This is a genomic window from Microcystis sp. M53602_WE12 (assembly GCF_030065455.1).
In the GTDB taxonomy this organism is placed as follows: Bacteria; Cyanobacteriota; Cyanobacteriia; order Cyanobacteriales; family Microcystaceae; genus Microcystis; species Microcystis aeruginosa.
Genome location: NZ_JASJFB010000159.1, coordinates 1 through 12578 on the forward strand (window position 1 = coordinate 1; position 12578 = coordinate 12578).

The 12578-nt window shown below is 45.1% G+C and carries 14 protein-coding genes and 1 pseudogene; 9 read left to right on the forward strand and 6 right to left on the reverse strand.

Annotated features, from left to right (window positions below; translation table 11 throughout):
- The first annotated feature begins 275 nt into the window (after positions 1-275).
- The 4 genes from cbiT (at position 276) to PX482_RS06170 (ending at position 3803) form a co-directional block, all read left to right on the forward strand.
- On the forward strand, positions 276-866 hold the full coding sequence (gene cbiT / locus PX482_RS06155) for a precorrin-6Y C5,15-methyltransferase subunit CbiT (RefSeq protein WP_002732225.1): 591 nt from the start codon (positions 276-278) through the stop codon (positions 864-866).
- Between the two features lie 42 nt (positions 867-908).
- Positions 909-1826, forward strand: a complete 918-nt coding sequence (locus tag PX482_RS06160) for a phosphatidate cytidylyltransferase (RefSeq protein WP_288122194.1) — start codon at positions 909-911, stop codon at positions 1824-1826.
- Positions 1827-1880: 54 nt separating this feature from the next.
- Complete coding sequence (gene cobA, locus PX482_RS06165) at positions 1881-3398, forward strand: uroporphyrinogen-III C-methyltransferase (RefSeq protein ID WP_288122195.1); 1518 nt, start codon at positions 1881-1883, stop codon at positions 3396-3398.
- Positions 3399-3476: 78 nt separating this feature from the next.
- The gene (locus PX482_RS06170; protein WP_288093790.1) at positions 3477-3803 is read left to right on the forward strand and encodes a coiled-coil domain-containing protein; all 327 of its coding nucleotides are present in this window, start codon (positions 3477-3479) and stop codon (positions 3801-3803) included.
- 67 nt (positions 3804-3870) lie between these two features.
- On the opposite strand, the gene PX482_RS06175 is transcribed toward PX482_RS06170, so the two are convergent.
- The 5 genes from PX482_RS06175 to bchM all read right to left on the reverse strand — a co-directional run bounded on the left by PX482_RS06175 (position 3871) and on the right by bchM (position 6633).
- The gene (locus PX482_RS06175; RefSeq protein WP_002733188.1) at positions 3871-4218 is read right to left on the reverse strand and encodes a carbon dioxide-concentrating mechanism protein CcmK; all 348 of its coding nucleotides are present in this window, start codon (positions 4216-4218) and stop codon (positions 3871-3873) included.
- A 104-nt stretch (positions 4219-4322) separates the two neighbouring features.
- Positions 4323-4631 (reverse strand): carbon dioxide-concentrating mechanism protein CcmK, encoded by a 309-nt coding sequence (locus PX482_RS06180; protein WP_002732196.1) that lies wholly within the window; start codon positions 4629-4631, stop codon positions 4323-4325.
- A gap of 51 nt (positions 4632-4682) precedes the next feature.
- Positions 4683-5177, reverse strand: coding sequence for a peptide-methionine (S)-S-oxide reductase MsrA (gene msrA / locus PX482_RS06185; RefSeq protein ID WP_002758175.1), 495 nt, complete (start codon positions 5175-5177; stop codon positions 4683-4685).
- A complete protein-coding gene (gene panB, locus PX482_RS06190; RefSeq protein ID WP_002758173.1) occupies positions 5170-5937 on the reverse strand; it encodes a 3-methyl-2-oxobutanoate hydroxymethyltransferase in 768 nt (255 codons plus the stop codon). Before panB ends, msrA begins: the two co-directional genes overlap by 8 nt.
- Before the next feature lie 3 nt (positions 5938-5940).
- A complete protein-coding gene (gene bchM, locus PX482_RS06195) occupies positions 5941-6633 on the reverse strand; it encodes a magnesium protoporphyrin IX methyltransferase (RefSeq protein WP_061430942.1) in 693 nt (230 codons plus the stop codon).
- Positions 6634-6841: 208 nt separating this feature from the next.
- On the opposite strand from bchM, the gene pyk reads away from it, so the two are divergent.
- Both pyk and modA read left to right on the forward strand, forming a co-directional pair.
- Positions 6842-8263, forward strand: coding sequence for a pyruvate kinase (gene pyk, locus PX482_RS06200; protein ID WP_002758171.1), 1422 nt, complete (start codon positions 6842-6844; stop codon positions 8261-8263).
- 214 nt (positions 8264-8477) lie between these two features.
- Positions 8478-9275, forward strand: coding sequence for a molybdate ABC transporter substrate-binding protein (modA, locus tag PX482_RS06205; RefSeq protein ID WP_002758170.1), 798 nt, complete (start codon positions 8478-8480; stop codon positions 9273-9275).
- Position 9276: 1 nt separating this feature from the next.
- Here the strand turns inward: modA and PX482_RS06210 are convergent, their stop codons facing one another.
- Positions 9277-9402: a hypothetical protein gene (locus PX482_RS06210; RefSeq protein ID WP_288097353.1), complete on the reverse strand. Its 126-nt coding sequence runs from the start codon at positions 9400-9402 to the stop codon at positions 9277-9279.
- A 61-nt stretch (positions 9403-9463) separates the two neighbouring features.
- On the opposite strand from PX482_RS06210, the gene modB reads away from it, so the two are divergent.
- The 3 genes and pseudogenes from modB to PX482_RS06225 all read left to right on the forward strand — a co-directional run.
- Positions 9464-11302 carry a molybdate ABC transporter permease subunit gene (modB, locus tag PX482_RS06215; RefSeq protein WP_288122196.1) on the forward strand — a complete coding sequence of 613 codons (1839 nt, stop codon included), beginning with the start codon at positions 9464-9466 and terminating at the stop codon, positions 11300-11302.
- Positions 11303-11597: 295 nt separating this feature from the next.
- Entirely contained in the window at positions 11598-11873 is a 276-nt protein-coding gene (locus PX482_RS06220) for a hypothetical protein (RefSeq protein WP_002758167.1), read from the forward strand.
- A 272-nt stretch (positions 11874-12145) separates the two neighbouring features.
- Positions 12146-12421, forward strand: a pseudogene (locus PX482_RS06225) (zinc ribbon domain-containing protein); the annotation flags it as partial.
- Positions 12422-12578: the final 157 nt, after the last annotated feature.

Below are 12578 nucleotides of genomic sequence, written 5' to 3' on the forward strand. Positions count from 1 at the left end.
CTAGTGGGACTTAGACAAAAAACAAATCGAGAAAAGCCTCAACTCCAATCCCCGCTTGGGATTTACTTCGAGAAGCCCAAAATCGCTGAAACCCAGATAGATCAAGGAAAATCATCAATCGAGGTTAACCCTTTGTCCCGTAATGGTTTGAGCCTTTTTTGCTGACCGAAAACGCCTAAGTCCCACTAGAAAAGTCCCTGTTTACTTAATAAAGAAACTTGGACAAATTTATATAATAATGCTTGGTAGTGAAGCTTCTCAATAATTGATTCCCCATGACTTGGTTATATAAAACCCCTGGTATTCCCGATGAATTGTTTGAACGTTTGCCCGGGATTCCCTTGAGTAAACGCGAGGTGAGATTATTGATGATTTCCGCTTTGAGGTTAGGTGATGGGGGGGTTTTCTGGGATATCGGGGCGGGAACTGGCACTATTCCCGTTGAAATTGGCTTATTATGCCCCAATAGTCCGATTATTGCCATTGAAAGGGATGAAGAAGTGGCCAGTTTAATCCGCCGTAATTGCGATCGCTTTGGGGTAAAAAATGTTACGGTTTTTGAAGGCAGCGCGCCCGATTGTCTGCCCAATATATCCCTAGCACCCGATCGCGTCTGTATCGAGGGCGGCAAACCGATTAAATCGGTTCTGCAAGAAGTGTGGCAATACCTGAAACCCAACGGCCGCATCGTGGCTACGGCCAATAATTTAGAAACCCTCTATCAATTTTCCGAAGGCTTTTCTAATTTACAGGCGCGTAATATCGAGATTGTCCAAGCGGCAGTAAATCGCCTAGAAACTAGGGGTATTCACCAAGTTTTTGCCGCCGTTGATCCCATGTTCATCCTGAGTGGCGATAAACTTTAATTGGGGATAACCTTCCATAAAGTTTTCTTAATCTATATAATTATGACAATGCCGCCTAACTTCTCTGGATTAACCATGCCTTGGCCACGCATTGTCAGCGCTATTTTTGCTATTGCCTTCGCACTGGGAATTATTATCGTTGGGGGTTGGTATTTCACCCTCGGCATCGGTGTTATCGTCTTTTTGGGACAATTGGAGTATTTTCGCTTAGTTCGCGCTAAAGGCATTGAACCGGCCGCTAAAACCACTCTCGTAGTTTCGCAATTATTACTACTGACGGCAACTATGGCAGCCCCCCTCACCGATGCCATGTTTCCCCTCGCTGGGGCGTTAATTTGTTTTTATCTGCTCTTTCAGCCCAAAATGGCGACAATTGCCGACATTTCCACCTCAATTCTCGGTCTGTTTTATGGTGGTTACTTACCTAGTTATTGGATTCGTTTACGGGTCGGTTTTTCTCCTGAAAGTGGTCCCGTGGCTATGGCCAGTAACTTACCCCTGATGGGATATTGGCCAGAATCGTGGATGGAACCGAAATTATTCCCGGCCGCTTTGACGGTGACTTTTCTAGCTTTCGGTTGCATTTGGGCCGCCGATATCGGAGCTTATATCATGGGAAAATGGTTAGGGAAAACCAGTTTATCGCTGATTAGTCCCAAAAAAACCGTGGAAGGTTCCTTTTTTGGGATTCTTGGCAGTATAGCGGTGGCCGAGGTGGGTGCTTGGTATTTAGATTGGCCCTATTGGCAGCTGACGGGCTTAATTTTGGGCTTATTAATTGGTATTGTCAGTTTATTGGGCGATTTGACCGAATCGATGATGAAACGCGATGCCGGGGTCAAGGATTCCGGGCAGTTAATCCCCGGTCACGGTGGTATACTTGATCGCACTGATAGTTATGTCTTCACCGCTCCCCTAGTATATTATTTCGTCACTTTACTGCTGCCCTGGTTGCGCTAGTAATTTGTATCTTCTCCAAGTGCTAAATTAAAGATTAAACCCAAATTTGCGATTATGTCAGGAGTCGTCTATCCCCGGGGTAAAGTTTATCTTCTCGGTGCGGGAATCGGTCAGAGCAGTTTTCTCACCCTGCAAGCGCGAGCAATTTTAGCCACGGCCGAGGTTTTGCTGTATGATGCCCTAGTGGATAGTCAAATCTTCTCCCTCGTGCCGAAAACCTGTGTTTTAGTCGATGTGGGCAAACGGGGAGGACAACCCGGCGCCGAGCAAAATCAGATTAATCGGATATTGGTTAATTATTGTCAAGAGGGAAAACGAGTTATTCGGCTCAAAAGTGGTGATCCGGGGGTTTTTGGGCGAGTATATCCTGAAATGTTGGCCCTAAAGCGGGCTGGCTGTGATTTTGAACTGATAACTGGAATTTCCTCCGCTTTGGCCGCTCCTTTATTGGCCGGAATTCCCCTGACGGAAAAGGATATTAGTCGCTGTTTTGCGGTCTTGAGCGCTCACGATCCCGAGTCTCTCGATTGGTCAGCTTTAGCTAAAATTGATACACTGGTGCTATTGATGGCTGGTCAGTCTTTAGGGCAAATTATCGAGAAATTATGCCAAAATGGGCGAAATATTCACGACTCGATCGCTATTATCCGCCAGGCGGGACGCAAGGATCAACAAATTTGGCGCGGCACTTTAGAAAATATTCTCGCTCAAACCGCCGGGGTGTCCCTCTCACCCTCTATTATGGTCATTGGTCAAGTTGTGGATCTGGCGATTATGTCCTCTCCCCCACCCCTAGGAGGTAAAACTATTGTTATTACCCGTGCCGCCGAGCAAACGAGTCAATTTAGCGAAATTTTGCAAAATCAAGGCGCAGAAGTCCTAGAAATGCCCGCTTTAGAGATTCGTCCCCCCGACCGTTGGCAAGGTTTAGACGATGCCATCGCTCAGTTACAAGAGTTTGATTGGCTGATTTTAACTTCTGCCAATGCTGTTAATTTTTTCTTTGATCGCTTGACATTTTGGGGAAAAGATGCTAGGGCTTTAGCAACCATAAAAATCGCCGTGGTGGGCAAAAAAACCAGCCAAGTTTTGCACTCACGGGGATTAAAAGCGGATTTTATCCCGGGGGATTTTGTCGCCGATGCCTTGGTAAACGAGTTTCCCGACCCGATTAGGGGGCAAAAATTCCTCTTTCCTCGCGTGGAAACGGGAGGCAGAGACATATTAGTTAAGGAATTAACGGCCAAAGCTGGTCAGGTGACGGAAGTGGCCGCATATTATTCCGGATGTCCGGCACGCATGGATAGGGGCATCTGGGAAGCGTTTCGAGATGGGAAAGTCGATATAGTCACCTTTGCCAGTTCCAAAACCGTCCAGAATTTTTATCGGTTATTGCTGCAAGAAACGGCAGAATTATCGGTTAATTCCCTATTAGAAAAAGTTTGTCTGGCTTCTATCGGTCCGCAAACTTCAAAAACCTGTCAAGAGTTATTTGGTCGTGTTGATATCGAGGCGCAAGAATACACCCTAGAAGGGTTGACTAGCGCTTTAATCGAGTGGAGTAAGACCTGAGATCCTCGCCGCCGTAAAACAGACGGCGATTCCCAAACCTGACGATAAACAAAGCCATAAAAATCTAGGAATCTCCCCATGAGTAACCCTATTATCATTGAAACTGACTTAAAAGATATTCTCGCTAAACTTGACAATCGGTTAGAGCGAATCGAAACAAAACTAGAAGTATTGCCGAAAATAGAGGCCGAAGTTTCCCAACTCAAAGAGGATGTCAGAAACCTGAAGGGAATCGAAACAAAACTAGAAGTATTGCCGAAAATAGAGACCGAAGTTTCCCAAATCAAAGAAGATGTCAAAGACTTGAAAGAAAGGGCAACGGCTCAAATATGGGCTTTGATAGTCACTGTTATCGGTGCAACTGTTGCAGCAATGATCAAATTCGGTTTTCTGACTAAAACTTAAATCATCATCAAAAACTAAGTTGGAACTAGACAAGTTCCAACCAGTAACAAAAAATTGACCTTGAATATTAACGACGGATTGGTGCCATCGCACCGTCGGCGGCGGCGCGAAAAGGTTCCACTGCCTCGCTATAATCGATCGGTAAAATAGCCACAACATTATCGTGAGGACGGGGAATAATTACCCAGGTTTCTAAAGCTGCCCCCTCGGTTTTATTGACCGCTTCAATGCCAGCAGCCATAGCGGTTTTTACCTCCTGTACATCCCCACGAATATTGAGGGTAAAACGGGCGCTTCCTGCCCTTAAATAACCAACAATCGTGATCCGTCCTGCTTTTACCATCGCATCGGCGGCCGCTAGAATACCGGGGAAACCTTTGGTCTCGATCGATCCCACCGCGGGTTGGGCTGTCATAAATTAACTCCTAATAACAAAAATCAGATAAGTTTAATTGATAGAATCCAATCTATTTTCCAGTCTTTAACTATAGTCTAGTTTGGGGTAAATCGCTAGGGAAATTAACTGCGAAAACGGTCTGACTTAGGCGTATGCTGCACTGGTAAAACTGCCAGTACATTTTCTGGAGGATTCGGTACGATGTAATGACTGACCACATTACCACCAAAAGCGGTCATCGCCGCCGCTAATCCTGCCTCTACTGCTGGTTTAACCTCGGAAATCGGACCGCGAATCGCCACCAAAAATTCGCCCCTTTCCGCTAGATCAAAATAAACTAGGGTGACTCGTCCCCCTTTAACCATGGCATCCGCCGCCGCTAAAACGGGGGGAAAACCCAACGTTTGAATGACTCCGACCGCCTCGGGCATTTTTCCTGATCTCCTGCGAAAGCAACTTTACATTATACCCCGAACCTGTATTTATATTTTCTTCTGGAAATCCGCGACCGATCGAGCCTGTTTTTTCTCCAAATACTGTTGATGGGACTGATCGGCCAGATAATAATCTCCTGCGGGTTCGATCAAAGTAACGATATCCTGCTGAAACTTTCCCGATAGTTGTAGTTGACGCTTGCCAGCAGTGGCGATTAACTTTTGTTCTGGGGTGTGATAAAAAATAATCGATCGATATTGTTCTCCCCGGTCCGGTCCTTGGCGATTTAACTGAGTCGGATCATGAATTGACCAAAAAACGGCTAATAACGCCTCGTAGCTTATCTCTTGGGGATTATAGGCAATTTGTGCCACTTCCGCATGACCGGTAATTCGCGATAACACATCGAGATAACTAGGATTGGGGAAATTTCCCCCCATATAACCCACAGAAGTCGCTAAAACACCAGGTAAACGCCGAAATGCGTCCTCGGTTTTCCAAAAACAGCCGGCCCCAAAGGTAGCTTTTTCGCCGCTATTCATTTCCCCTCACATCCTTGGCAAATTCCACCACTGCTTTTGTAATTGCTTCGCTTAAATTAGCATAAACTTTGGCAAAAGGGGGAGCTTTTTCGGTTAATCCTAGGATATCCGCCGTTACTAACACCTGACCATCACAATCTTCCCCCGCACCGATACCAATCGTCGGGATAGTCAATTTATCGGTAATAGTAGCGGCTAAATTGGCGGGAATATGTTCCAAAACCAGGGCAAATACTCCCGCTTTCTCCAAGGCTAAAGCTTCCTCGATTAATCTTTGTGCATCCGATGGAGTTTTTCCCTGCTGACGGTATCCTAACCGATGCACCGACTGGGGAGTTAATCCGATATGACCCATAACAGGGATGCCTATCTCGGTTAAACGGCTAATAGTCTCGATCATAGCGGGATAACCTCCCTCTAATTTTACCCCTTGCACTCCCGCTTCCTTTAACATCCTTCCGGCGGAGTGAATTGCCTGACTGACACTTTCCTGATAGCTGAGAAAAGGCAAATCACAGACAACTAAAGCTTGTTTTACCCCACGAGACACGGCCGCCGCGTGGTGAATCATCGCCTCTAGGGTGATCGGTAAAGTGGTAGGATAGCCCAAAGCGGTCATAGCTAAGGAATCACCTACCAAGATAATATCAATTCCTGCCCGATCGAGCAGTCGCGCGATCGGATAATCCCAAGCTGTGAGGGTGACAATCGCGCGTTTTTGCTGTTTCCACTCGATTAATTTGCTGGTGGTGACTGCCATTATTTATTCACTGCGGACAGCTTCGAGGATACGGGAAAAATAGAAACGAGTGCTAGTCATACTCGTCCGTTCAATTTTAAAGCCATTTTCGTTGAGAGCGGCGACAATAGTTTTTTCCTTGTGTTGATAGGCGCGAGTGGTTTTACTCGGACCGGGGAAAAATTGACCAATTTTCTTGAGAATGGTTAATAAACAGGTTTTAGGGGCAAAACTGAGGATTAAACGGGATTGAGCTAGGGCTCCCAAGTGTTTAATCATGCCTAAGGCTTCTTCTGTGGGATAGTGAATGAGAACATCAAGACAGATGACTGTGTGATATTGGCCGGTTAATGCTTCTAAATCTTGAACGGCAAAGGTGAGTTTGCTGGTATCTGCTAACTCTTTGGCTGCTCTTTCCTTGGCTTCTGTCACCATTTTCTCAGAAATATCACTGGCGAAAATAGTTGCGCCCGCTTGAGCGAGGGGAATACTAAGACTACCGACTCCACAACCGGCATCACAGATCGAGAGATTGGGCAAATTGTCATCACTTTCTAACCAACCGATAACGGTATCGAGCGTCTGTTGATGACCGATGCGAATATCTTTTTGTACTTTGTTAACTTCGCCATCCCCATAAATCCGGCGCCAGCGATCGAATCCTGTGGCGTTAAAATAGTCCTTGACTATGGCTTTATCGTCTAATGTGTTGGTCATAACGAAATCTAAACGAGCGGAGATGGTTATTAGTTTATCCTACCTTAAAGATCCCAACCGTTGCCGCTGGGCTGATTCCTGAGCAGTCAGGAAAGGACCCGGAGCGATGGCAACTCTGTGCAAAAGCTTAATTTGTTTTCCACTTCACTTTTAGTTAACCTAAAGTGAATATCATGTAATCGTCCCAAGATTGATTAGTAAGGGTTCCATGTCAATTATTACCCATAGAACTAAGATCGTAGCCACGATCGGCCCTGCGAGTAATTCGCCAGAAGTCCTCAAGCAGATGATCGGTGCGGGGATGAATGTAGCGCGGCTAAACTTTTCCCACGGTAGCTACGAAGATCATGCGAGAGTTGTTACCCTTTTACGGCAAATTTCTCAAGAATTAGACAATCCTATCACTCTCCTGCAAGATTTACAAGGGCCGAAAATTCGCGTTGGTAATCTCCCCAATGGTTCCATTACCATCAACGACGGCGATTATCTCACCCTTGTACCCATGGATGAGTATCGGGGAGAAGCGAACACCGTTTCGATCGATTATCCCTATCTGGCCGAGGAAGCCAAGTTAGGTGAGCAAATTCTCCTTGATGATGGCTTATTAGAGCTAAAAATCGTTGAAATTAACGGAAAAGACCTAAAATGTCAAGTGTTGGAGGGAGGAATTCTCAAGAGTCGCAAGGGAGTCAATCTACCCCGTCTCAATTTGCGCTTACCTTCCATGACCGAAAAAGACAAACAAGACCTAGAATTTGGTCTTTCTCAGGGGGTTGATTGGGTTTCCCTCAGTTTTGTTCGTAAAGGAGAAGATATCAAGGCGATTAAGGCATTTTTAGCCGAGAGAAATCATGCGGATATGCCAGTGATGGCTAAAATTGAAAAACCGCAAGCGATCGAAAATTTGGAGTCAATTATCGAGGAATGTGACGGAATTATGGTGGCCCGGGGCGATTTGGGGGTAGAGTTAAGTCCCGAAAAAGTCCCCATGTTGCAAAAACGCATTATCAAACTCTGCAACATGAAAACCATTCCCGTCATCACTGCCACCCAGATGTTAGAAAGCATGATTAACAATCCCCGACCGACTCGGGCCGAGGCTAGTGATGTGGCTAATGCGATTATCGATGGAACCGATGCGGTGATGTTATCGGGGGAATCAGCAGTGGGAGATTTTCCCGTCAAAGCTGTGGCTATGTTGGCCAAAATCGCCCATGATGTGGAAGCGGATGTGAAGTTTGATAATGCTCCCCCCAATCAGTCCGATGAAACTCACGCTCTTAGTGAGGCTTTAGTGGCGATCGATCAAACCCTTGATCTCCGTTATATTGTCACTTTTACCACCTCTGGCTACACTTCGCTACTGGCTTCTAAGGAACGTCCCTCGGTTCCCGTCATTGCCATGACTCCCAATAAACGAGTCTATCACCGTCTCAATCTAGTCTGGGGTGTGATCCCGATTCTTCTTGATCATCAGGTGTCCGTCTTTGAGGATGTGTTAAAGCAAACGGAATCAATTCTGCTTCAGAAAAATCTAGCGCAATCGGGCGATAAAATCCTGATTATGGCGGGAATTCCCATGCAGAAAACTAAAGGCACCAATTTCCTCAAAATTCACAGGATTCCCTAAGTTCTAGGATTCAGGAGTCAGGGTACAGGAGATAGGAGATAGGAGATTATTTCTATTTATTCTCCCCACACCCCACACCCCACACCCTACACCCTACACCCCACTTCCCCACTTCCCCAAGAAAAACTTTTTGCCGCAAACCCTAGATACAGATTTCGGGCGGTGGATTGGTTGTGATAGATGTATAAATATCGATCGCTTGCTATCAATCTTGATGAAAAGACGATATTTTCTGGCTTTTATCGGCTCAATTGTCCTTAGTTGCTTATTATCTCCAGACATAAACCTTTTTTCCTCTACTATCGCCACTGCACAAACCCAGACAATTCTAGTTTCTGCCGCCGCTAGTCTCAAAGATGCCCTAGAAGAAATCAAGCCGGGGTTTGAAAAAGCCCATGGCAACATTAAAGTTAACTATAACTTCGGTGCGTCGGGAGCTTTGCAACAGCAAATTACACAAGGTGCGCCGGCCGATGTTTTCGTCTCGGCCGCGACTAAGCAAATGGACGCTTTAGCAAAAGCTGGTTTAATCGATAGAAGTACCAGAAGAAACCTGCTCACTAATCGCCTAGTTTTAATCGTTCCCAAGAATTCCACCCTAAAAATCAGCGATTTTCGTTCCCTGACTAACAGTAATGTCCAAAGAATTGCCGTGGGTGAACCGCGCAGCGTTCCCGTCGGTCAGTACAGCGAAGAAGTTCTGAAAAATCTCGGCATTTTAGAGCAAATAAAACCAAAACTGGTCTTGGCCAACTCTGTCCGTAATGTTCTCGCCGCCGTAGAAACTGGTAACGCCGATGCTGGCATTGTTTACCTCACCGATGCCAAAATTTCCGACCAAGTAAAAGTAGTGGCTACGGCTGCCAATAATCTCCATTCTCCGATTATTTACCCGATAGCTGTCATCAAAGCCAGTAAAAACCCGCAAGCTGCCAAGACTTTCGCCCAATATCTCACCAGCACAGCCGCTAAAAACATTTTTGAAAAATTCGGCTTCGGAATAGCCAGATAATTTAGGGGAAGTGGAGAAGTGGGGAAGTGGAGAAGTGGAGAAGTGGGGAAGTGGAGAAGTGGAGAAGTGGGGAAGTGGGGTAGTGGGGAATTTCAACTAAAACCCCAACACCCCAACACTCCAACACTCCAAGACCCCAAAACCCCAAAACCCCAAAACCCCAAAACCCAACCCCTGACCCCTGAAAAATGCCAGACTTTTCCCCCCTATGGATATCCCTAAAAACCGCCACCATTGCCCTGATAATCATCTTTTTTCTCGGTATTGCCGCCGCTTATTGGATGTTAGGCTATCGCGGACGGTGGAAATCCCTAATCGAGGGAGTTTTCGTCGCGCCCTTAATCTTGCCCCCGACGGTGGTAGGCTTCATTTTACTGCTCCTATTCGGCAAAAACGGACTATTAGGACAGTTATTAGACTTATTTAACTTTCGCGTCGTTTTTACTTGGTATGCCGCCATTATCACCGCGACGGTGGTGGCTTTTCCCCTGATGTACAAAACCACCCTAGGGGCTTTTGAACAGGTGGATGCCAACATCCTACAGGTTGCCCGCACTCTGGGCGCGACGGAGAGAAAAATATTCTGGCGCGTACTTTTGCCCCTCTCCTTCCCCGGAGTATTAGCGGGATTAACCCTAGCTTTTGCCCGCGCTTTGGGGGAATTTGGGGCGACTTTGATGTTAGCGGGTAATATTCCGGGGCAAACTCAAACTATCCCGATGGCGATTTTCTTCGCTGTGGAAGCAGGAGCGATGACTGAGGCTTGGATATGGGTGTTTATTATCATATTAATCTCCCTATCGGGGATTATCGCCGTTAATCTCTGGCAAAGTCAACGCAAACAGCAATTAGGACGACCGGGAGAAAGCAAACCTAACGAGATGGAGGACTGGCTGCCACCCTGGGAGGGTCGCGATTTTGCCCTTTTAGAAGCTGAAAATCAGCATTATAGGGATAAAATAGGCTTATTTGTCGATATAGAGAAATATTTACCCGGTTTTAACCTCTCGGTAACTTTTAACTGCCAAAATCAGCCCCTAGGACTATTAGGGGCTTCGGGGTCGGGAAAAAGCCTGATTTTGCGATCGCTGGCTGGTGTGGAAACGCCCTCAAGGGGTCGTATTGTCTTAAATGGGCGCATTCTCTTCGACTCCGAAAAGGGAATTAATCTCCCCAGTCGTCAGCGTCGTATCGGTTTTGTGGTGCAGAATTATGCCCTTTTTCCCCATCTCACCGTGGCAGAAAATATCGCTTTTAGTCTCCCCAAAAACTTATCTAAAAAAGTTATTAAACAGCAGATTGCCAACCAATTGGAATTAGTGCAGTTACCCGGCATGGAAAACCGTTATCCCCATCAATTATCGGGGGGACAACAACAACGGGTCGCCATCGCTCGCGCTTTAGCTAGTCGTCCGGAAGCTTTATTATTAGATGAGCCTTTTTCTGCCCTTGATACCCATCTACGCGCTCAATTAGAACGTCAGATGATCAAAACTTTAAGTAATTACGATGGCGTGACAATTTTTGTTACCCACAATATGGATGAAGCCTATCGAATATGTGAGAATTTATTAGTTATGGAAAAAGGGCGGGCAATTGCTAATAATTCTAAGCAGAAAATTTTTGAGCGACCAGATAGCGTTAGTTTGGCAAAAATTACGGGCTGTAAGAATTTTTCCCGTGCTATAATCATTAATAATCAACAATTGGAAGCCATTGATTGGGATGTTAAATTACACACCGTCCCCGGGATTCCCGACTATTTAGCCTATACGGGAATTCGCGCCCATCAAATTATTTTTGGTCGAGATTTAGGCGATATTAATACTTTTACCTGTTGGTTAGCTAATGCCATTGAAGGACCCCATCGGGTGACTCTCTATCTAAAACTTAATCAACCCTCCAACCACGACCGCGATTTTCATATCCAAGCAGAGTTATATAAGGATAAATGGTTAGAAATTAAGGAGCAAGCTTTGCCTTGGACTGTTACTTTATCTCCCCAGCGTTTATTATTATTAAAGTAATGGGTTAATTTTTATCAAGTGCTGACAGATATAGAGCTTCTAAAATCCCAGACCATCCCGTTAAATACCCGCTCGTGTCATTAGTTAGTAAAAATGTTATATATGGAGTTATAAAATCATGGCTAAAAAGGAATCTTGTGATTGGATAATGCGAGTGGATTTACACTTACCCACTCCTGATGAAATGCCAGATGAAATGTTATAAATAGCATCATCAATCGCGTGGGTTAATTACCGAGTGGAGGGGCCAGGTTGTCTGTGGCTGATGGTTAATTCCTGCTGTGAACCTAAATTTATGTATCTGCCAGATATCAAGTTAAAACGAATTGCCGAAAGAGCGCATCCAGAGGTAGATATTTACGATCCAATTAACGAACTCCTGCTGTTAGTCAGTCCCAATTGGGAAATATTTTCAGGGGAATTAGTGGGAGATAATGAAACACATTTTTATTACCGAATTAACGTCAAAAAACGAGTAGGAAAATCCTGTGAAGATTGCTGGGAGGTTTGGGGAGAAAAGTTAGGAGAAGTTGGTCGAGAAGGAATGGTAAAAGTAGTGGAAGATGTCTAAAGTGTCGATTGAGTAATTGATTGCTCACCACAGAGACCCAGAGGACACAGAGTTTTTTAAGTAATTTTTCTGATTAATGAAATAGTGTTATATTGGTAGTTAGGATATGGGAAAAAGGCAAGGAAGCGGTTCGGATTTTGTGCTGTCCTTTGGGTGCGGGGTAAAAAATTAGAAGAAAAAGCCCGCAACCCCCTCAGAGGTATTTTAGAGGGCTACATTCCGCACTTCAGAAGGAGGTTCAAGTTATTGAAATAGTTTCAAAAGCCAACAAAAAAAATCAGTTGTATGGTGCGGAGTTAATCGTAGCTGATAGATGGTTCCCCAGTAGCAAAATCTGTTCCAATTGTGGATACAAAAAAGAGTCTCTATCTTTATCCGAAAGAGTTTTTGATTGTGAACAATGCTCTTTTGTTTGTGATAGAGACTTGAACGCTAGTCTCAATCTAGCTTCTTTGGCGGTGAGTTCCACCGTGTCAGCCTGGGGAGTAGATAGTGCCGACACTGCTACCTTGAAGCAGGAAATTAGCTTCAAATTTGCTCATGAGTAGATTTGAGTAAGTTTAATAGAGTTCTTGCATAATTAATTTTTGAGAGGGCAAAAATGAGAAAAATAAGCATAAAATTGCATAAAATAACCAAATAGAGCATTTAATTGATTAATGCTCATTCTTAATTCTCCTGACTACTGACTACTGGCTCGGAGAC

What these genes read in the sequence shown, in the direction of transcription:
- cbiT (WP_002732225.1), top strand. Translation starts at nt 276, where the DNA reads ATGACTTGGTTATATAAAACCCCTGGTATTCCCGATGAATTGTTTGAA.
- PX482_RS06160 (WP_288122194.1), top strand. Translation starts at nt 909, where the DNA reads ATGACAATGCCGCCTAACTTCTCTGGATTAACCATGCCTTGGCCACGC.
- cobA (WP_288122195.1), top strand. Translation starts at nt 1,881, where the DNA reads ATGTCAGGAGTCGTCTATCCCCGGGGTAAAGTTTATCTTCTCGGTGCG.
- PX482_RS06170 (WP_288093790.1), top strand. Translation starts at nt 3,477, where the DNA reads ATGAGTAACCCTATTATCATTGAAACTGACTTAAAAGATATTCTCGCT.
- PX482_RS06175 (WP_002733188.1), bottom strand. Translation starts at nt 4,218, where the DNA reads ATGACAGCCCAACCCGCGGTGGGATCGATCGAGACCAAAGGTTTCCCC.
- PX482_RS06180 (WP_002732196.1), bottom strand. Translation starts at nt 4,631, where the DNA reads ATGCCCGAGGCGGTCGGAGTCATTCAAACGTTGGGTTTTCCCCCCGTT.
- msrA (WP_002758175.1), bottom strand. Translation starts at nt 5,177, where the DNA reads ATGAATAGCGGCGAAAAAGCTACCTTTGGGGCCGGCTGTTTTTGGAAA.
- panB (WP_002758173.1), bottom strand. Translation starts at nt 5,937, where the DNA reads ATGGCAGTCACCACCAGCAAATTAATCGAGTGGAAACAGCAAAAACGC.
- bchM (WP_061430942.1), bottom strand. Translation starts at nt 6,633, where the DNA reads ATGACCAACACATTAGACGATAAAGCCATAGTCAAGGACTATTTTAAC.
- pyk (WP_002758171.1), top strand. Translation starts at nt 6,842, where the DNA reads ATGTCAATTATTACCCATAGAACTAAGATCGTAGCCACGATCGGCCCT.
- modA (WP_002758170.1), top strand. Translation starts at nt 8,478, where the DNA reads ATGAAAAGACGATATTTTCTGGCTTTTATCGGCTCAATTGTCCTTAGT.
- modB (WP_288122196.1), top strand. Translation starts at nt 9,464, where the DNA reads ATGCCAGACTTTTCCCCCCTATGGATATCCCTAAAAACCGCCACCATT.
- PX482_RS06220 (WP_002758167.1), top strand. Translation starts at nt 11,598, where the DNA reads ATGTATCTGCCAGATATCAAGTTAAAACGAATTGCCGAAAGAGCGCAT.